Origin of the sequence: Pseudomonas sp. JBR1 (assembly GCF_028198185.1) — a bacterium.
Classification (GTDB): domain Bacteria; phylum Pseudomonadota; class Gammaproteobacteria; order Pseudomonadales; family Pseudomonadaceae; genus Chryseomonas; species Chryseomonas oryzihabitans_E.
In genome coordinates this window covers 4,730,370-4,748,000 of record NZ_CP116340.1, presented here as the reverse complement: position 1 = coordinate 4,748,000, position 17,631 = coordinate 4,730,370, and the positions used below count along the sequence as shown (strand labels likewise).

The window sequence follows — 17,631 nt, the reverse complement described above, 5'->3', positions numbered from 1 at the left end:
TGCTCATAGGTCCCCTGGAGACACCCATGCCCGAGTTCTACCACTACCTGCAACAGCTGGTGAACGGCCTCACGGTCGGCAGCACCTATGCCCTGATCGCCATCGGCTACACCATGGTCTACGGCATCATCGGCATGATCAACTTCGCCCATGGCGAGGTGTACATGATCGGCTCCTACGTGGCGTTCATCGCCATCGCGGGCCTCGCCATGCTGGGCATCCACAGCCTGCCCATCGTCATGCTCGCCGCCTTCGCCGCCAGCATCGTCATCGCCAGTGCCTACGGCTACAGCATCGAACGCATCGCCTATCGCCCCCTACGCGGCGGTAACCGGCTGATCCCGCTGATCTCGGCGATCGGCATGTCGATCTTCCTGCAGAACTGGGTGCTGCTGGCCCAGGACTCCAAGGACAAGTCGATCCCCAACCTGCTGCCGGGCAACTTCATCATCGGCACCGACGCCATGAACGGCGTGGTGATCTCCTATGTGCAGGTGCTGATCTTCATCGTCACCCTGCTCACCATGTTCGGCCTGACCTGGTTCATCTCCCGCTCCCGCCTGGGCCGCGCCTGCCGCGCCTGCGCCGAGGACATCAAGATGGCCAACCTGCTGGGCATCAACACCAACGGCATCATTGCCCTGACCTTCGTCATCGGCGCCACCCTGGCCGCCGTGGCCGCGGTGCTGCTGGGCATCCAGTACGGCGTGATCAACCCGAGCCTGGGCTTCCTGGCCGGCATCAAGGCCTTCACCGCGGCGGTGCTCGGCGGTATCGGCAGCATCCCCGGCGCCATGCTCGGCGGCCTGGTACTGGGCGTGGCCGAGGCCTTCGGCGCCGACGTCTTCGGCGACCAGTACAAGGACGTGGTGGCTTTCAGCCTGCTGGTGCTGGTGCTGCTGTTCCGCCCCACCGGCATCCTGGGTCGCCCGGAGGTGGAAAAAGTATGAGTGCCCGTCTGCGAACCGCCTTCTTCAGCGCCCTGCTGGTGCTGGCCGTCGCCTACCCCATCCTCGGCCTCAAGCTGGAGACGGTAGGCGTCAACCTCGAAGTGCACGGCGCCACGCCGCGTACCCTCTGGATCGTGGCCCTGGCCGCGGTGCTGATGTTCGTCTGGCAACTGGTGCGTGATTCGCTCACCGCTGGCTGGCGTAACCGCGGCGGCCTGCAGCTGCCGGCTACCGGCCTGGGCACCAGGCTCACCGAACCCAAGACCCAGCGCTGGGTGATCCTGGGCCTGGTGCTGGTCGCCCTGGTATGGCCCTTCTACGGCTCGCGTGGCGCGGTGGACATCGCCACCCTGATCCTCATCTACGTGATGCTCGGCCTCGGCCTGAACATCGTGGTGGGTCTAGCCGGTCTGCTGGACCTGGGCTACGTCGGCTTCTATGCCGTCGGCGCCTATACCTACGCCATGCTCTCGCACTACTACGGTCTGGGCTTCTGGGTCTGCCTGCCACTGGCGGGGCTGATGGCGGCGCTGTTCGGTTTCGTGCTCGGTTTCCCGGTGCTGCGCCTGCGCGGCGACTACCTGGCCATCGTCACCCTGGGCTTCGGCGAGATCATCCGCATCCTGCTGCGCAACCTCACCCAGTGGACCGGCGGTCCCAACGGCATCAGCGGCATCGACAAGCCGACCCTGTTCGGCCTGACCTTCGAGCGCCGGGCACCCGAGGGCATGACGCCCTTCCACGAGTATTTCGGCATCCCCTACAACTCCGAATACAAGGTAATCTTCCTCTACCTGATCGCCCTGCTGCTGGTGCTGCTGACACTGTTCGTGATCAACCGCCTCCTGCGCATGCCCATCGGTCGCGCCTGGGAGGCCCTGCGCGAAGACGAGATCGCCTGCCGCGCCCTGGGGCTGAACCCTACGCTGATCAAGCTCTCGGCCTTTACCCTGGGCGCCTGCTTCGCCGGATTCGCCGGCAGCTTCTTCGCTGCCCGGCAGGGCCTGGTGTCGCCGGAATCCTTCACCTTCATCGAGTCGGCCATCATCCTGGCCATCGTGGTGCTGGGCGGCATGGGTTCCCAGCTTGGCGTGATCCTCGCGGCCATCGTGATGATCCTGCTGCCGGAGCTGATGCGCGAATTCAGCGAATACCGCATGTTGATGTTCGGCCTGCTGATGGTCGTGATGATGATCTGGCGTCCGCAAGGCCTGCTCCCGATGCAACGCCCGCACCTGGAGTTGCGCAAATGAGCCAAGCCCTTCTCGATGTCTCCGGCCTGTCCATGAGGTTCGGTGGCCTGCTGGCCGTCAACGGCGTCAACATCCGCGTGGAGCAGGGCCAGGTGGTCTCCCTGATTGGTCCCAACGGTGCCGGCAAGACCACGGTGTTCAACTGCCTGACCGGCTTCTACCGGCCCAGCGGCGGTGAGATTCTCCTGCGCGGCGAGGCCATCCAGGGCCTGCCCGGGCACAAGATCGCCCGCAAGGGTGTGGTGCGCACCTTCCAGAACGTCCGCCTGTTCAAGGAAATGACCGCGGTGGAGAACCTGCTGGTCGCCCAGCACCGCCACCTCAACACCGGCTTCCTGGCCGGACTGTTCAAGACCCCGGCCTTTCGCAAGAGCGAAGCCGAGGCCATGGACTATGCGCGCTTCTGGCTGGAGCAGGTCAACCTCACCGAGTTCGCCAACCGCAACGCCGGCAACCTCGCCTATGGCCAGCAGCGGCGCCTGGAAATCGCCCGCTGCATGATGACGCGCCCGCAGATCCTCATGCTCGACGAGCCGGCCGCCGGTCTCAACCCGCGCGAGACCGAGGACCTCAAGGCGCTCATCGCCCTGCTGCGCGCCGAGCACGGCGTGACCGTGCTGCTGATCGAGCACGACATGCATCTGGTGATGAGCATTTCCGACCACATCGTGGTGATCAACCAGGGCACGCCCCTGGCCGACGGGACGCCGGAGCAGATCCGCAACAATCCCGACGTGATCAAGGCCTACCTGGGCGAATCCTGATGGAGACCTCCATGCTGCAGTTCGACAACGTCTCCACCTTCTACGGCAAGATCCAGGCGCTGCATGGCGTCAGCGTGCAGGTGAACCGGGGCGAGATCGTCACCCTGATCGGCGCTAACGGCGCCGGCAAGTCCACCCTGCTGATGACCCTCTGCGGCACGCCGCGCGCCCATGGCGGCAGCATCCGCTACGAAGGCGAGGAACTGGTCGGCCAGGAAACCGCGCAGATCATGCGCAAGGGCATCGCCGTGGTGCCGGAAGGCCGCCGGGTGTTCGCCCGCCTGACCGTGGAAGAGAACCTGGCCATGGGCGGCTTCTTTACCGAGAAGGACGGCTACGACCGTCAGCTGGACAAGGTCCTCGGCCTCTTCCCCCGCCTCAAGGAACGCTATGCCCAGCGCGCCGGCACCATGTCCGGCGGCGAGCAGCAGATGCTCGCCATCGGCCGGGCGATGATGAGCGAGCCGCGCCTGCTGCTGCTCGACGAACCCTCCCTGGGTCTGGCGCCCATCATCATCCAGCAGATCTTCGAGATCATCGAACAGCTGCGTCAGGATGGGGTGACGGTGTTCCTGGTCGAGCAGAACGCCAACCAGGCGCTCAAGCTGGCCGACCGCGGCTACGTGCTGGAGAACGGCCGCATCGTCATGCAGGACAGCGGCGCCGAACTGCTGGCCAACCCGGACGTGCGCAAGGCCTACCTGGGCGGTTGAGTCTTTGGTTCCAATCGCCGCCATGGCCGCGATAGCACGTAGGTTGGGTTGAGACGGCTCCACCGGCGAAGCCCAACGGTGCCTGATCGAGGCAATGGCTTGTTGGGCTTCGCTACGCTCAACCCAACCTACGGCGGATCGACCGTAGGTTGGGTTGAGACAGCTCCACCGTCGAAGCCCAACAGCACCGTAGCGTGGAAAACGGCGCAGCCTTTTCCACTGGGGCTTCCTGGCGAAGGGTGCCCTCACCCAGCCCTCTCCCACAGGGAGAGGGCTATCCCTGCAGGCCTTCAGCTCCATCAGCCCCACTACCCCAAGGCCTCCAACCGCTGCCGACTGCGCTCGAACCAGTCGCTCAAGGCTTCCGCTACGACCCGCGTCCGCTTGGGCAGCCCACCCTGGTAGGGATGTACCAGAAACAGCGGCAGGCTGGGCGTGCGCCACTCCTTGAGCAGCCAGACCAGGGCGCCACTGGCCAACTCCTCGTGCACCATGAACGACGGCAACCGGGCGATGCCGTGCCCCGCCAGCGCCGCCTGCTTGAGCAGGCTGTAGTGGTTGCAGGCCAGGCCAGGGTTCACGTGCACCCGTTCGAGCCCGTGGTCGCGGTGATAGAGCCAGCGCTCACCTTCGGCATAGTGGCTGTTCACCAGGCAGGCGTGCCCGGCGAGATCAGCCGGCGCTGCCGGTATCTCGTGCCGCTGCAAATACCCGGGCGCGGCGCAGGTCAGCTCCTGCATGGCGAACAGCGGCCGCGCCACCAGGCGCTCGTCCGGTTCCACTCGGGCGCGGATGGCCAGGTCGAAGCCGTCCGCCACCAGCTCGCGATAGCCGTTGTCCAGCACCAGCTCCAGCTGAATACCAGGATGCGCCGTGCGACAGGCCAGCAGCACCTCGAAGAAGGTGTAGCCCAGCGAGACCGGCACCGTGAGCCGCACCTGGCCGGTCGCCTCCTCGCGCAGCCGCGCCACGCTCTGCAACGCCCGCTCGCCCTGGCGACGCAGCGCCTGGGCTTCCGGCAACAGTTCACGACCCGCGGCGGTCAGGGTCAGCCGGCGGGTGGTTCGGTGCAGCAGGTCGGTTTCCAGCCGACTCTCCAACGCCCGGATGCGCTTGGACAGCTGTCCCTTGCTACAGCCCAGCCGCTGCGCCGCCGTGGTGAAGCTGCCCACTTCGCAGAGCACGGCAAATGCCACCAGATCCGCCAGCTGTTCCTGCATCGTTTCCTCCTGGAAACACTGGATTGCCTATAGGCCGATTTATCATGCCAATGGATCATCCTAGGCTGGACTCCTCTTCTACAAGGAGTCCAAGCCATGAAAGTCATCCTCGTCGGTGCCAGCGGCACCCTGGGCAGTGCCATCGCCGCACGCCTCGGCAGTCGTCATGAACTGATCCGTGTCGGTCGCCAATCCGGCGATCTGCAGGTCGACATCACCCAGCCGGAGTCCATCCGTACCCTGTTCGCCCAGGTCGGCCGCTTCGATGCCCTGATCAGCGCGGTGGGTTCGGTGACCTTCGCGCCCTTCACCGAGATGACCCCGGAGGCCTTTCAGAAGGGCCTGCAGGACAAGCTCATGGGCCAGGTCAACCTGGTGCTGCTGGGCCAGGCGCAGGCCGCCGATGGCGCCTCCTTCACCCTCACCACCGGCATCCTCAGCGAGCAGCCCATCGCCCAGGGCAGCTCGGCGGCCATGGTCAATGCCGCCCTGGAGGGCTTCGTACGCGGCGCGGCCATTGAGCTGCCGCGGGGTCAGCGTCTCAACGCGGTGAGTCCGACGGTGCTGGAAGAATCGCTGGGGCACTACGGCGATTTCTTCCGCGGCTTCAAGCCAGTACCCGGCGCCGACGTGGCCCTGGCCTACGAACGCAGCGTGGAAGGCAGGGAAACCGGCAAGACTTATCGCGTCTGGTAAGTCCTTGAGCTCCCGGCGTTGTCTGAGTAACGTGTGCCCACCTCAGTCGGGAGTCCCGCGATGCCAGCGCCGCGTTCCATCTTTCCCTTCGCCCTGCTCGGCCTCCTCGGCGGCTGCAGTCTGTTCCAGAGCGACGACACCCCGCGTGCACCGGGCGGCGAGCGCCTGCAGGGCGATCTGCGCTGGAGCGGCGAGCAGCTGCTGTTCCGTCCCTGCCAGGAACAGCGCTTCTTCGACGTCACCGATGCCAACAACACCGCCATCTTGCGCGACGCCCACGAACTGGCCGCCGACAGTGGCGCCGCGTCGCTGTTCGCCGATCTGCGCGGCAAGCTGAAGTCCGGCGGCCGCGACGGTGCCCAGGGCATCTTCGCCGTCACCGATGTCTATCGCGTGCAGTACAGCGGACCTGGCTGCAGCGATCCCAACTTCAAGCGTACCGCCATGAGCGCCAGCGGCCACGGGCCGGACTGGAACGTCCAGGTGAGCAACCAGGGCATGCTGATCAGCACCGCTGGCCATCAGCGCCGCGCCCTTCCCTACCTGCAGGAAGAACTGCCCGGCGGGATGCGCGCCCTGTCCACCGAAGCCAACGGGGAGAAGGTCGAGCTGTGGATCAACCCCCGGCGCTGCGTGGACGGCCGTACCGGCACCGTCCAGTCGCTGCAGGCCGAACTGCGCATCAATGGCCAGACCTGGCAGGGCTGCGCCTCCTATGGCGGCGCCGGAAATCCCACCTAGGATGGGGTTCGCACGTCGCTTAGCGCGATCTCCTTGGCATCTCCCGCTTTACGTTTAGCGTCGCGCCTCTTCACGGGCTAGTCTAGCGGCGGCAAGGTTCTACCCGCTTCGCTCGGTCGCCTTCGGGCACCGTCCGGCGAAGGCACAGGAACGCTCAATCAGCCAGGGTTCAGGCATGTCATCATCTCCAGTGTCCCGCAGCGCACCGCCGCGCCGGCGCGGCCACACCATCATCCTGCGGTTGTTTCCGGCACTGTGCGTACTGCTGCTGGCGCTCATCGGCCTGGGCTGCTACCTGCTGGTCGACAACGCCGTGCGCCAGGATGCCACTGTCGCCCAGCAGACCGAGCGGGCCATTGGCCGTACCTTCACACGCCTCGACGAAGAGGTCGCCCGCAACCTCATCGACTACAGCAAATGGGACGAGGCCTATCTCCGCCTCCACCAGGCGCTGGACAGTGACTGGGCCTTCGCGCAGGGCAACCTCGGCGAGTCGCTGTTCCGGGTCTATGGCTACGAAGGGGTGCTGGTGTTCGACGGCCAGAACCAGCCCCGCTATCGCCTGCTCGATGGCCAGCTCGCCGACCCCGCGACGCCCTGGCTGGCCGGCGACGTCGCCGGTCTACTGGCGGCCGCACGCAGCGCGGATGCCCGCGCTGGCAGCGTCTCCGGGGTCCTGAACGTAGGCGGTACGCCAGCGCTGGTGGCCGCTGCCGCCATCACGCCAAGCGACCATGCCGGCGTCCGCCCCCAGGATCCCCCAGCCTCGGTGCTGGTGTTCGTCAATGTCCTGAGTCCGGCCAAGCTGGCCATGCTAAGCGAAGTCAACGGCCTGCCGCCCCTGGGCATCACCACCGACCCGACCGGCAGCCGCGCCAGCTGGCAACTGCCGGGCTCCCGCTATCAGCTGACCTGGCGCCCGCCGCGTCCGGGGTTGTGGCTCATGCAGCAGACCCTGCCGCTATTCGGCGGTGGCGTCCTGATCCTGCTGCTGGGGCTGATCTGGCTGTTTCGTCAGGCGCTGATCTCGATGCGCCAGCTGGATGCCCAGTACGACGACCTCCTGGCCAGCCGCAGCGAATTGGCCATCGGCGAACGCCGCTTCCGCGATATCGCCGAGGCGACCTCGGACTGGCTATGGGAGGTCGACGCCAATCTGCGTCTGGTCTACGTCTCGGAGCGCTTCGCCGAGGTCACCGGCGAGGCCGCCGAACGTTGGCTGGGGCGCCCGCTCAACGAGCTGCTGACACCCCATGCCGATACCCTGGCGCACTGGCTCGCCAGCCATGAGCACGATCGCAAGCCGCGGCCGCCCCTGGTCTGCCACTACCTGGACGGCAGTGGTCGCGAGCGCACCTGCCGGGTGGCGGCCCGCGCCATTCCCGAGGGTGGCTATCGCGGCACCGTTACGGATCTCACCGACGAGATCGAAGCCCTGGCCCAGGTGCAGCACCTGTCCTGGCACGACCCCCTGACCGGTCTGCCCAATCGCCACCGCCTGCACCAGTTTCTCGCCACCCGCCTGGAGGGTCCGGAACCGTGTCCCCTGGCCCTGATCAGCCTGGATCTGGATCGCTTCAAGACGGTCAACGACGCCCTCGGTCATGCGGCCGGTGACCAGGTCCTGCAGGAAGTGGCGCAGCGCCTGCGGCAGAACGTGACCGCCACCGATCTGGTGGCGCGGCTGGGCGGCGACGAATTCTGCGTGGTGCTCAGCGGCGAACGCGACCCACGCGCCATCGCCGACCTCTGCCGGCGCCTGGTGGAGCAGTTGCGCCAGCCCTTCCGCCTCGGCGAGCAGCGGGTGTTCATCGGCAGCAGCCTGGGCGTGGCCCTGGCGCCACGGGATACCGGCATCCCGGCGGAACTGCTGCGGCTGGCGGACATCGCGCTCTACCAGGCCAAGGCGGCCGGTCGCGGCACCTGGCGCTTCCACGAGCCGGCCATGAACGAACAGGTGCTGCTGCGCCGGCAGCTGGAACAGGACCTGCGCCAGGCCTTGCGCGACAACCGCCTCAGTCTCTACTACCAACCACGGCGCTGCCTGGCCGATGGCAGTCTGCGCGGCTTCGAGGCCCTGGTACGGTGGGACCATCCCACCCAGGGCCTGCTGGAACCCCTGGACTTCCTGGCCCTGGCGGAAGACGCCGGGCTTGGGCAACGCCTGGGGCGCTGGGTGCTGGAGACGGCCTGCCACGATGCCCAGGGCTGGCCGGAACAGCTCTCGGTATCGGTGAATCTGTCGCCGCAGCAATTCCATGCCAACGAGGATCCGGTGCAGATCGTAGCCGAGGTGCTCTATCAGAGCGGCCTGGCGGCGCCCCGTCTGGAACTGGAAATCACCGAACGTACCCTGCTGGATCCGGCGGCGGACGTGGCCAACACCCTGGGTGCGCTCAAGGGCCTGGGCGTGCGTCTGTACCTGGACGACTTCGGCTCCGGCCTGTGCTCCCTGGCCTATCTGCGCCGCTATCCGCTGGACGGCATCCGCCTCGACCGCAGTCTGATCCCGCGGCCCGACCATGCGCCGGAAGACAGCGCCCTGGTTCGGGCCATGATCGACCTCGGTCGGTCACTGGGGCTGACGGTGACGCTCAAGGGCGTGGAAGACGCCGACCACCTGCGCCAGGTGCAGCACCTGCCGGCGGACGAGATCCAGGGCTTCCACTGCGGCGCGCCCTTGCCAGCCAACCGCCTGGGCACCTGGCTGGGCGAAGTGGCGGCGCAGCCGCTGAGCTGAAGTGACGGGCGCGGGCCAGGCCCTTCGCCTAGCGCTCGGCCACCATGCTGCCCTCGCCTGCCGCGCCGCGGCGCTGGTTGCGGTCATCGCGGGGGGTGACCCCGAAGAAGTTGCGATAGGCACTGGAAAAGTGCGGTCCCGACGAGAAGCCGCAGGACAGGCCGATCTGGATGATGGACTTGCTGGTCTGGGTGAGCATCTTGCGCGCCCGGTTCAGCCGCAATTCCAGGTAGTACTGGCTGGGCACCCGCGCCAGGTACTGCTTGAAGATCCGCTCCAGCTGCCGGCGGGACACACAGACGTGCTGGGCGATCTCGTCGGTGGTGAGCGGCTCTTCGATGTTGGCTTCCATCAGCATCACCGCCTGGGTCAGCTTGGGATGACTCGACCCCAGCCGATTCTTCAGCGGAATGCGCTGCCGCTCGCTGCCCTCGCGCAGGCGTTCGACGATCAGCTCTTCGGCGATGGTGCCGGCCTGTTCGGCGTCGCGATCGCGACCGATCATGGCCAGCAGGAGATCGAGGATGGCCAGGCCACCGCAGGCGGTCAGGCGGTCGCGATCCCATTCGTAGAGATGATGGGTGGCGATGACCTTGGGAAACTGCTCGCTGAATTCCTCCAGCCAGCGCCAGTGCACGGCGGCGCGATGACCGTCGAGCAGGCCGAGCTGGGCCAGGATATGCACGCCCGCGGAAAAGCCTCCCATGACCACACCGGCCCGGGCGGTCTGGCGCAGCGCCGCGACCAGGGGCGGCGGCAGCGCGGGCGAAGGTTCGTCGGCCAGCACGAAGAGCCGATCCAGGCGTTCCAGCTGCCCCTCCCAGTGGCCACCCGGCAGCCGCGGCTGCAAGTCGCTGCCAGCCTGCAGGAAGCGCACCTCGTAGGGCGTATCGCTCGAATGGCGAGCAGCGAGTTCCAGCGCTTCCTCGACCAGGCCCACGGTCAGCGGACGAACGTCGGGCCACAGCAGAAAGGCGATGCGGATGGTCATCTAACGTCTGGCTTCCTGTCGAGAGCGGCGGGTGCGGACCGATCCGGGGACCGCGCGCCATGAAACCCTTGTGGGGTGCACGCATGGTACGCCGGAGTGGTGCCCCTGTCCCGGCCTTTGCCACCGGTAGCGGACCGATGTGCGCTCCGGTCCGCCGGCTGGCGCGATTCTAGCCCCGGCTGACCGGCCAGGGCTTTTACCCTGGCGACAAGTCCTTATAGGGACGCCCAAAAGAAACCGCCCGCGACCGGTGACGGGCGCGGGCGGTTGGCGAGGCGGATGGATCAGGCCACGGCCTGGCTCATCTGCTGATGGGTACCGACCAGGTGCTGGACCACGCCCGGGTCGGCCAGGGTGGAGATGTCACCGAGGGAGTCATACTCACCCACGGCGATCTTGCGCAGGATGCGTCTCATGATCTTGCCGGAACGGGTCTTGGGCAGACCGGGCGCCCACTGGATGACGTCGGGCGTGGCGATGGGCCCGATCTCCTTGCGCACCCACTGCTTGAGCTCCTGGCGCAGCGCCTCGCTGCCCTCCTCGCCCTGGTTGAGGGTGACGTAGACGTAGATGCCCTGGCCCTTGAGGTCATGGGGCATGCCCACCACCGCGGCCTCGGCGACCTTGGCATGGGCGACCAGGGCGCTCTCGATCTCGGCGGTGCCCATGCGATGGCCGGAGACGTTGAGCACGTCATCGACGCGACCGGTGATCCAGTAGTAGCCATCTTCGTCGCGGCGGGCGCCGTCACCGGTGAAGTACATGCCCTTGAAGGTCTTGAAGTAGGTGTCGACGAAGCGGTCGTGGTCGCCATAGATGGAGCGCGACTGGCCCGGCCAGGAGTCGAGGATCACCAGGTTGCCTTCCACGGCGCCGTCGAGCAGGTTGCCCTCGTTATCCACCAGTGCCGGCTGGATGCCGAAGAACGGGCGGGTCGCCGAACCGGGCTTCTGGCCGATGGCGCCGGGCAGCGGGCTGATGAGGATGCCGCCGGTCTCGGTCTGCCACCAGGTGTCGACGATGGGGCAGCGCTCCTGGCCCACGGTCTTGTAGTACCAGTGCCAGGCCTCGGGGTTGATGGGCTCGCCCACCGACCCGAGCAGGCGCAGGCTGCTGCCATCGACGCCCTGCATGGCCGCATCGCCCTGGGCCATCATGGCGCGGATGGCGGTGGGCGCGGTGTAGAGGATGTTGACCTGATGCTTGTCCACCACCTGGCCCATGCGGGTGACGTCCGGGTAGTTGGGCACGCCCTCGAACAGCAGGGTGGTGGCGCCATTGGCCAGGGGGCCGTAGACGATGTAGCTGTGGCCGGTGATCCAGCCGACGTCGGCGGTGCACCAGTAGACCTCGCCGGGGCGATAGTCGAAGACCCGCTCGTGGGTCAGGGCTGCATAGGTCAGGTAGCCACCGGTGGTGTGCAGGATGCCCTTGGGCTTGCCGGTGGAGCCAGAGGTATAGAGGATGAACAGCGGCGCCTCGGCGGACATCTCCTTGGGCTCGCAGTGTTCCGGGGCCACCGAGGTGATGTCTTCATACCAGACGTCACGGTGGCGGTGCCAGGCGATGTCGGCGCCGGTGCGCTTGCAGACGATCACCTTGCGCACCGAATAGGTGGCCGGGTTGGTCAGGGCCTCGTCGACATTGGCCTTGAGCGGGATCTTGCGACCGCCGCGCACGCCTTCGTCGGCGGTGATGACCAGCTTGGACTGGCAGTCGCTGATGCGGCCGGCCAGGGATTCAGGGGAGAAACCGCCGAACACCACCGAGTGCACCGCGCCAATGCGGGCGCAGGCCAGCATGGCGACCACGGCCTCGGGAATCATCGGCATGTAGATGGTCACCACGTCGCCGCGATGGATGTCCTGGCCGCGCAGGGCGTTGGCCAGCTGGCAGACCTCGCGATGCAGTTCGCGGTAGGTGATGTGACGGCTGTCGGCCGGATCGTCGCCTTCCCAGATGATGGCGGTCTGGTCGCCACGGGTTTCCAGGTGGCGGTCCAGGCAGTTGTAGGAGGCGTTCAGGGTGCCGTCGGCGAACCACTGGATGTCGACCCGATGATCGTCGAAGGAGGTCTGCTTGACCCGGCTGAAGGGCTTGATCCAGTCCAGGCGCTGGGCCTGCTCGCGCCAGAAGCCATCGGGGTTGAGGATGGACTGCTGGTACAGGCGACGATAGGTGACTTCATCGGTCAGGGTCCGGGAAGCGACTTCCGCGCGGACCGGGTAGAAAGCGGCACTCATGGGACGATCTCCTCGGCGGGAAACTGTTGTTCTTGTTACCTTCCGTTGTACGGCGCGCACCGGTTTCGGGCCATTCGACCATGGTCGGACGGGACGCCATAGGCTGACCGGCGGGTCTGGTACCCTTCCGCTTTCATGACTTTCTTCCCTCAAGGAGCGCCCCATGGCCGATCTCGCCCAGTCCCATTGCGTCCCCTGCCGCTCCAGTGAGCCGGCCTTGAGCGAGGCCGCCAGCACCGAATTGCTCAAGGCCGTCCCGGGGTGGACGCTGGTGGAACGCGAGGGGGTTCCGCGCCTGGAGCGCCGCTATGCCTTCGGTAACTTTCTCGAAGCCCTGGACTTCACCAATCGGGTCGGTCGGGAGGCCCAGGACGAGGATCATCACCCGGCCCTGCTCACCGAATGGGGCGCGGTGACGGTGAGCTGGTGGACGCACAACATCGGCGGCCTGCACCGCAACGACTTCATCATGGCGGCCCGCACCGACGCGGTCGCCCTGTCGGCCAGCGTCTAGCCGCTGGATCGACGACTCAAGGCACGGCCCTAGTCGCAGGCGGCGGTCAGCCCCTCGGCATGGACGAAGCACAGCTTGTTGCCTTCCGGATCGCGGCAATAGGCGGCGTAGAAGTCCGGGCCATACCCTGGCCGTACCCCGGGCGCGCCCTCGTCGCTGCCGCCCAGCTGCAGCGCCCGGTGCCAGGCCGCTTCCACTGCCGCTGGTGACGGTGCGGCAAAGCTCACCTGCACGCCGTTGCCCCAGGAGGCCGGCAGGCCATTGAACGGCAACTGCACATAGAATTGCGGCCACTCTCGACCTGGCCGCTGCCAGCCACACCCGGGCGGGCCACCGTCGTCTTCGGCCGGCATCCGTACCAGGCCGAGTTCGTGCAACACGCCGTCGTAAAAATCGATCAGGCGCTCCAGATCACGCGCGCCTACCTGTACATGACTGAACATGCGGCTTTGCTCCTGCGACAAGGATCATCAGGTCACGTTAGACCAGTCCGCCGCTGCTGCCTATCGGCTCGACAAGCCCGGTCCGGGCGGTTAGCGTGGCGGCCTTTGCCTTTGACGACATGCCCATGAATCTGCGCAACCTTCCCCGCCTGACCAAGATCGGCCTGGTCTTCTTTATCCTCGGCCTGCTGGGCGTGGCCTTCGCCCTCTATGGTCTCTATCAGGGCCCACGGCCCGCCGAGCCCGGCGCCATGCGCAGCCTGCTGTTTGCCGCCGGCCTGCAACTGACCGGCTACGTGCTGCTCAACCGCAATCGCTTCCGCATGCTGTCCGGCCGGCGCAAGGACTGACCATGGCCATCCAGTGGACCTGCCGTGCTGCCCCTACACTGACCACCGCCGAGCTCTATGCCGCCCTGGTGCTGCGCGCCCGGGTCTTCGTGGTGGAGCAGCAGTGCGTCTATCCCGATCCCGACGGCCTGGATCTTACGGAAGACGTCTGGCACCTGTTCGGTTGGCAAGATGGCGAACTGCTCGCCTATCTCCGGCTGCTCGGCGCGGTGCGTGACGAGGCGGTGATCGGCCGGGTGATCGTGGCGCCGGAAGGCCGGGGCAGCGGTCTCGGTCATCAGTTGCTGGAAGAGGCCCTCCGGGTCTGCGCCGGGCGCTGGCCCGGGCGTCCACTGTTCCTCTCCGCCCAGGCCCACCTGCAGGCCTACTATGGCCGCTACGGCTTCACGCCCTGCTCAGGGGTGTATGACGAGGATGGGATTCCGCATATCGATATGCGCCGTGTGGCGGATTAGCGTCGCCGCAGCGGATCGAGCAGCGGCTTGAGGCCGTTGTGGTCGATCTCCTGCATCAGCGCCAACAGCCGCCCCAGTTCGCCGGGCGGAAAGCCGCTGCGGGCGAACCAGTTGAGGTAGTGGCCCGGCAGATCGGCCAGCAGACGGCCGGCGTACTTGCCATAGGGCATGGTCCAGGTCACCAAGGCTTCCAGATCCGCGGGCTGCATCGCTTGTCTCCTCTACACGGCGTGGCGATTATGCCATGCCGGTTCGGGTTACCCGTCGGTTGCGGGGAGCGCCACGCCTCCGCGACGATCCCAGCTACAACAGGTCTGCAGAGGATTTCAGCATGAGCAATGTTACCCGGCCACTGGCCGCCGTTACCGGTGCCTCCAGCGGCATCGGCTTCGAATTGGCCAAGCAGCTGGCCCGCCATGGCCATGATCTGCTGCTGGTTTCCCGTGGCGATGGCCTCGATGCCGCCGAGCGGGAGCTGCGCGCCCTGGGAGTCAAGGTCTGGAGCCATGCGGCCGACCTGCGCACCGCCGTGGGCGTGGAAGAGACCTATAGATTCCTGCGCCGCCAAGGGCGGCCGCTGGACGTCGTGGTGCTCAACGCCGGGGTCGGCCTCGGCGGCGCCTTCGTCGGCCAGACGCGCCTGGAAGACGAGATGGCACTGATCCAGCTCAATGTGATGTCCACCGTGCACCTGGCCAAGCTGGTCTTGCCGGACATGGTCGCCGCCGGTCGCGGCCGGGTGCTCTTTACCTCGTCCATCTCGGCCACGGCGCCGATTCCTTTCGAGGCGGTCTACGGCGCCTCCAAGGCGTTCATCAATTCCTTCGCCTTCGCCGTGCGCAACGAACTCAAGGACAGCGGCGTGACCCTCACGGTGCTCATGCCCGGCCAGACCGATACCAACTTCTTCCACCGCGCCGGCGAGGACGACACCAGCGTCGGCGCCGGTCCCAAGAACGATCCGGTACAGGTCGCGGCCCAGGGCTATGCCGCCCTGATGCAGGGCCTGGATCATGTCTACGGCGGTGGGCCCGAGGTCCAACATGAGGGCGAGGTGCTCAATCGCGTCGAGAGCGAAGCCCAGAAGGCCGAACGCCACCGCGCCTGGTCGGAACCCGGGTCGGCGCAGAAGGACGACTGAGAACCGGTTTTTCAACTGGCATCAGGCCCAAGCGGCCTGATGCCAGAACAAGGGCCTTCGAAACCTGCATCACCACCCCGCGCTCACGTCGCCTACCTCTGGTTATTTCATCATTATTATTTCTTTGGACGCCGATAGCTAACTTAGCTCTCTAACTTCATGGCGTTTTGGATTGAAGCAAAACATCCATACCGGACTATTTAAATTATTTCGGACCATTAAGTCCGAAATGAAGAACCACGTTCTCCAGCTATTTTCCTTATTAGCACCGTCTTGAGGTGCAACAGCTACCCTCCGCTCGGACGCCAACCAAAGATCCCATGTCGTATAGGAATGCCTTATTACATCCCAAAATGCCTCTCAGGCTGATAGAGCAGAAAAATAGCGCCATAAGATTGACTAAACAAAAAGAGAAGATGCAAAGCTATCGCGCTACCGATCAAGCGCAGATTTAGCTTATTCATCGGCCACCTGATTCAAATTCCATTGTTTTTTGAAACATTGCCGCCAGTCATTTCCAACAATGAGGAGCAGTTAATGTCATTAAGGAATCTGAAAATAGGTAGCAGAGCGCTGCTGTGCTTTACCAGTTTCGCGGTCTTGCTGATTGGCCTCGGGCTATTCAGCCTGAACCAGATCGGCAAGCTCCGGGAGAGCGAGCAGCAGATCGAGCATGGCAGTTTGGGCGGCACCAGAATCGCGGCCGAGCTGGAGTCCGCCATCCTGCAGATTCGCCTGGAAACCCTGAGATTCATCACGACCACCGACAGCAATTTGAGCCAGGCCAGTCAGGCACAGCTCAAGGAGGAGCAAGACCGCTTCGCCAAGGCGCTTGAGGCCTACCAGAAGGTGATCGGTAGCGATAAGGAAGCCAGTATCTACCAGGAATTGCGCCAACTCATCGCCCCCTGGCGTACAGCCCTGGACGAGGTGCTGCGGCGCTCGGCCAGCGAAGGCACCGACGCTGCCCGAAGCTATCTGAACCAGACCTTCCGTCCGCTCAACGAGCCGGTGCTGGCCAAGGTTCAGGGCCTCATCAAGGTCAATCGTGAGCAGGCCACCGAGATCGGCAAGGAAGCGACCAGCCTCTATGAGCAGAGCCTCACCTATGTGACCGCTACCATGGTCCTGGCACTGGTCATGACCCTGCTGATCGCCTGGCGCTTCACCCAGAGCCTGGTGGTGCCGGTCCGCCGCAGCATGGCGGTGGCCGAAAGCATCGCCAATGGCGACCTCATGCAATCCTGGCAGGACCAGGGCCGCGACGAGATCCACCAACTGAGCCTGAGCTTCGAGCGGATGCGCAGCAATCTGGTGCAGACCCTGCAGCAGATCAGCGATTCCGCCATCCAGCTGGCGTCGGCCGCCACCGAGATGCACGCAGTGACCGAAGACGCCAATCGGGGCCTGAATCAGCAGAATCAGGAAATCGAACAGGCCGCCACCGCCGTCAACCAGATGACCGCGGCGGTGGAAGAAGTCGCCCGCAACGCCGAGAGCACCTCGACCGAGGCGCGTGATTCCGATACCGCCTCGCGCCAGGGTCGCGCCAGCGTCGAGCAGACCGTGCATGCCATCGAGGCGCTCAATGGCAACGTCACCGACAGCAGCCAGCAAATCCAGCAACTGGCAAACGATGTCGGCAACATCACCACCGTATTGGAGGTGATCCGCGGGGTGGCCGAACAGACCAACCTGCTGGCCCTCAACGCCGCCATCGAAGCCGCGCGTGCCGGTGATGCGGGTCGGGGCTTCGCCGTGGTGGCCGACGAGGTACGGGCGCTGGCGCAACGGACTCAACAATCGACCCAGGAGATCGAAGCCGTCATCAGCCAGGTGCAGCGCGGCAGCAGCGAGGCGGTCAGCACCATGAATGCCACCGCCGGTCTCGCCCAGCGCACCCTGAACCTGGCGCGGGATTCGGAACAGTCGCTGGCGGTCATCACCAGCGCGGTGACCGGTATCACCGAACGCACCACCCTGATCGCCACCGCTGCCGAAGAACAGGCCCATGTGGCCCGGGAAGTGGACCGGGCGCTGGTGACCATCCGCGACCTCTCGGTACAGAGCGCCGCCGGTGCCAGCCAGACCGCCACGGCCAGCAGCGAACTCTCGCAACTGGCGGTGCAGATGAATCAGCTGGTGGGTCGTTTCAAGGTGGCCTAAGCGAAGCGTCCGCCGGCCTCCAGGCTGGCGGACGGCTTGCCCTAGTCGATCGGCTTGGCTCCAGGCATGCCGCATTTGGCGAACTTACCCTGGGCGTCCTTGCATCGCGCGGCCTTGGCCTTGGTCGTGTCGCACTTGACGAACGTGCCCTGGGCACCCCGACAGGGCGCCGCCTGGACACTGGCAGACGCGAAGAGCGTCAGGGCTACCGCGGTGAAGAGTGCCTTGAGCATGACGATCACCTCCAGGGC

At 65.8% G+C, this 17,631-nt stretch carries 18 protein-coding genes; 12 read left to right on the top strand and 6 right to left on the bottom strand.

Annotated elements, in window-relative coordinates:
- Positions 1-26 precede the first annotated feature (26 nt).
- From livH to PJ259_RS21895, 4 genes are read left to right on the top strand one after another with little or no spacing between them, the layout of a single operon-like run.
- Positions 27-950: a high-affinity branched-chain amino acid ABC transporter permease LivH gene (gene livH / locus PJ259_RS21910; protein ID WP_017642422.1), complete on the top strand. Its 924-nt coding sequence runs from the start codon at positions 27-29 to the stop codon at positions 948-950.
- Positions 947-2,203: a high-affinity branched-chain amino acid ABC transporter permease LivM gene (locus tag PJ259_RS21905; protein WP_059313977.1), complete on the top strand. Its 1,257-nt coding sequence runs from the start codon at positions 947-949 to the stop codon at positions 2,201-2,203. The genes livH and PJ259_RS21905 overlap by 4 nt, the downstream gene beginning before the upstream one ends.
- On the top strand, positions 2,200-2,967 hold the full coding sequence (gene livG, locus PJ259_RS21900) for a high-affinity branched-chain amino acid ABC transporter ATP-binding protein LivG (protein WP_007159573.1): 768 nt from the start codon (positions 2,200-2,202) through the stop codon (positions 2,965-2,967). The genes PJ259_RS21905 and livG overlap by 4 nt, the downstream gene beginning before the upstream one ends.
- An 11-nt stretch (positions 2,968-2,978) precedes the next feature.
- Positions 2,979-3,680, top strand: a complete 702-nt coding sequence (locus tag PJ259_RS21895) for an ABC transporter ATP-binding protein (RefSeq protein ID WP_059313975.1) — start codon at positions 2,979-2,981, stop codon at positions 3,678-3,680.
- A gap of 308 nt (positions 3,681-3,988) precedes the next feature.
- Here PJ259_RS21895 and PJ259_RS21890 read toward each other — a convergent pair whose 3' ends face one another.
- Positions 3,989-4,900, bottom strand: a complete 912-nt coding sequence (locus PJ259_RS21890) for a LysR family transcriptional regulator (protein ID WP_271654167.1) — start codon at positions 4,898-4,900, stop codon at positions 3,989-3,991.
- Positions 4,901-4,996: 96 nt separating this feature from the next.
- Between PJ259_RS21890 and PJ259_RS21885 the strand changes: the two genes are divergently transcribed.
- The 3 genes from PJ259_RS21885 (at position 4,997) to PJ259_RS21875 (ending at position 9,077) form a co-directional block, all read left to right on the top strand.
- Positions 4,997-5,596: a short chain dehydrogenase gene (locus tag PJ259_RS21885; protein WP_271654166.1), complete on the top strand. Its 600-nt coding sequence runs from the start codon at positions 4,997-4,999 to the stop codon at positions 5,594-5,596.
- Positions 5,597-5,656: 60 nt separating this feature from the next.
- A complete protein-coding gene (locus tag PJ259_RS21880) occupies positions 5,657-6,337 on the top strand; it encodes a COG3650 family protein (protein WP_271654165.1) in 681 nt (226 codons plus the stop codon).
- A gap of 175 nt (positions 6,338-6,512) precedes the next feature.
- Positions 6,513-9,077 carry a bifunctional diguanylate cyclase/phosphodiesterase gene (locus PJ259_RS21875; protein WP_271654164.1) on the top strand — a complete coding sequence of 855 codons (2,565 nt, stop codon included), beginning with the start codon at positions 6,513-6,515 and terminating at the stop codon, positions 9,075-9,077.
- A gap of 28 nt (positions 9,078-9,105) precedes the next feature.
- On the opposite strand, the gene PJ259_RS21870 is transcribed toward PJ259_RS21875, so the two are convergent.
- Together PJ259_RS21870 and acs are read right to left on the bottom strand one after the other, a co-directional pair.
- Positions 9,106-10,068 (bottom strand): GlxA family transcriptional regulator, encoded by a 963-nt coding sequence (locus PJ259_RS21870; protein WP_271654163.1) that lies wholly within the window; start codon positions 10,066-10,068, stop codon positions 9,106-9,108.
- Positions 10,069-10,352: 284 nt separating this feature from the next.
- Positions 10,353-12,311, bottom strand: a complete 1,959-nt coding sequence (acs, locus tag PJ259_RS21865; protein ID WP_059313969.1) for an acetate--CoA ligase — start codon at positions 12,309-12,311, stop codon at positions 10,353-10,355.
- A gap of 163 nt (positions 12,312-12,474) precedes the next feature.
- Here acs and PJ259_RS21860 point away from each other — a divergent pair, with 163 nt between their 5' ends.
- Positions 12,475-12,825 (top strand): 4a-hydroxytetrahydrobiopterin dehydratase, encoded by a 351-nt coding sequence (locus PJ259_RS21860; RefSeq protein ID WP_271654162.1) that lies wholly within the window; start codon positions 12,475-12,477, stop codon positions 12,823-12,825.
- A gap of 29 nt (positions 12,826-12,854) precedes the next feature.
- Here the strand turns inward: PJ259_RS21860 and PJ259_RS21855 are convergent, their stop codons facing one another.
- Entirely contained in the window at positions 12,855-13,268 is a 414-nt protein-coding gene (locus PJ259_RS21855) for a VOC family protein (RefSeq protein WP_271654161.1), read from the bottom strand.
- Between the two features lie 125 nt (positions 13,269-13,393).
- On the opposite strand from PJ259_RS21855, the gene PJ259_RS21850 reads away from it, so the two are divergent.
- Positions 13,394-13,618 (top strand): hypothetical protein, encoded by a 225-nt coding sequence (locus PJ259_RS21850; RefSeq protein WP_059316831.1) that lies wholly within the window; start codon positions 13,394-13,396, stop codon positions 13,616-13,618.
- A gap of 2 nt (positions 13,619-13,620) precedes the next feature.
- Complete coding sequence (locus tag PJ259_RS21845) at positions 13,621-14,073, top strand: GNAT family N-acetyltransferase (protein ID WP_271654160.1); 453 nt, start codon at positions 13,621-13,623, stop codon at positions 14,071-14,073.
- Here PJ259_RS21845 and PJ259_RS21840 read toward each other — a convergent pair.
- Complete coding sequence (locus tag PJ259_RS21840; RefSeq protein WP_042136137.1) at positions 14,070-14,282, bottom strand: DUF3820 family protein; 213 nt, start codon at positions 14,280-14,282, stop codon at positions 14,070-14,072. The two genes, PJ259_RS21845 and PJ259_RS21840, sit on opposite strands and share 4 nt — an antisense overlap.
- A 122-nt stretch (positions 14,283-14,404) precedes the next feature.
- On the opposite strand from PJ259_RS21840, the gene PJ259_RS21835 reads away from it, so the two are divergent.
- Positions 14,405-15,214 carry an SDR family NAD(P)-dependent oxidoreductase gene (locus PJ259_RS21835; protein WP_059313965.1) on the top strand — a complete coding sequence of 270 codons (810 nt, stop codon included), beginning with the start codon at positions 14,405-14,407 and terminating at the stop codon, positions 15,212-15,214.
- Positions 15,215-15,751: 537 nt separating this feature from the next.
- Positions 15,752-17,380 carry a methyl-accepting chemotaxis protein gene (locus PJ259_RS21830; protein WP_082696291.1) on the top strand — a complete coding sequence of 543 codons (1,629 nt, stop codon included), beginning with the start codon at positions 15,752-15,754 and terminating at the stop codon, positions 17,378-17,380.
- A 41-nt stretch (positions 17,381-17,421) separates the two neighbouring features.
- Here the strand turns inward: PJ259_RS21830 and PJ259_RS21825 are convergent, their stop codons facing one another.
- Positions 17,422-17,613 (bottom strand): hypothetical protein, encoded by a 192-nt coding sequence (locus tag PJ259_RS21825; protein WP_271654159.1) that lies wholly within the window; start codon positions 17,611-17,613, stop codon positions 17,422-17,424.
- Positions 17,614-17,631: the final 18 nt, after the last annotated feature.

What these genes read in the sequence shown, in the direction of transcription:
- PJ259_RS21895 (WP_059313975.1), top strand. Translation starts at nt 2,979, where the DNA reads ATGCTGCAGTTCGACAACGTCTCCACCTTCTACGGCAAGATCCAGGCG.
- PJ259_RS21855 (WP_271654161.1), bottom strand. Translation starts at nt 13,268, where the DNA reads ATGTTCAGTCATGTACAGGTAGGCGCGCGTGATCTGGAGCGCCTGATC.
- PJ259_RS21860 (WP_271654162.1), top strand. Translation starts at nt 12,475, where the DNA reads ATGGCCGATCTCGCCCAGTCCCATTGCGTCCCCTGCCGCTCCAGTGAG.
- PJ259_RS21845 (WP_271654160.1), top strand. Translation starts at nt 13,621, where the DNA reads ATGGCCATCCAGTGGACCTGCCGTGCTGCCCCTACACTGACCACCGCC.
- livH (WP_017642422.1), top strand. Translation starts at nt 27, where the DNA reads ATGCCCGAGTTCTACCACTACCTGCAACAGCTGGTGAACGGCCTCACG.
- PJ259_RS21835 (WP_059313965.1), top strand. Translation starts at nt 14,405, where the DNA reads ATGAGCAATGTTACCCGGCCACTGGCCGCCGTTACCGGTGCCTCCAGC.
- PJ259_RS21840 (WP_042136137.1), bottom strand. Translation starts at nt 14,282, where the DNA reads ATGCAGCCCGCGGATCTGGAAGCCTTGGTGACCTGGACCATGCCCTAT.
- PJ259_RS21830 (WP_082696291.1), top strand. Translation starts at nt 15,752, where the DNA reads ATGTCATTAAGGAATCTGAAAATAGGTAGCAGAGCGCTGCTGTGCTTT.
- PJ259_RS21880 (WP_271654165.1), top strand. Translation starts at nt 5,657, where the DNA reads ATGCCAGCGCCGCGTTCCATCTTTCCCTTCGCCCTGCTCGGCCTCCTC.
- PJ259_RS21825 (WP_271654159.1), bottom strand. Translation starts at nt 17,613, where the DNA reads ATGCTCAAGGCACTCTTCACCGCGGTAGCCCTGACGCTCTTCGCGTCT.
- PJ259_RS21885 (WP_271654166.1), top strand. Translation starts at nt 4,997, where the DNA reads ATGAAAGTCATCCTCGTCGGTGCCAGCGGCACCCTGGGCAGTGCCATC.
- acs (WP_059313969.1), bottom strand. Translation starts at nt 12,311, where the DNA reads ATGAGTGCCGCTTTCTACCCGGTCCGCGCGGAAGTCGCTTCCCGGACC.
- PJ259_RS21850 (WP_059316831.1), top strand. Translation starts at nt 13,394, where the DNA reads ATGAATCTGCGCAACCTTCCCCGCCTGACCAAGATCGGCCTGGTCTTC.
- PJ259_RS21870 (WP_271654163.1), bottom strand. Translation starts at nt 10,068, where the DNA reads ATGACCATCCGCATCGCCTTTCTGCTGTGGCCCGACGTTCGTCCGCTG.
- PJ259_RS21875 (WP_271654164.1), top strand. Translation starts at nt 6,513, where the DNA reads ATGTCATCATCTCCAGTGTCCCGCAGCGCACCGCCGCGCCGGCGCGGC.
- livG (WP_007159573.1), top strand. Translation starts at nt 2,200, where the DNA reads ATGAGCCAAGCCCTTCTCGATGTCTCCGGCCTGTCCATGAGGTTCGGT.
- PJ259_RS21890 (WP_271654167.1), bottom strand. Translation starts at nt 4,900, where the DNA reads ATGCAGGAACAGCTGGCGGATCTGGTGGCATTTGCCGTGCTCTGCGAA.
- PJ259_RS21905 (WP_059313977.1), top strand. Translation starts at nt 947, where the DNA reads ATGAGTGCCCGTCTGCGAACCGCCTTCTTCAGCGCCCTGCTGGTGCTG.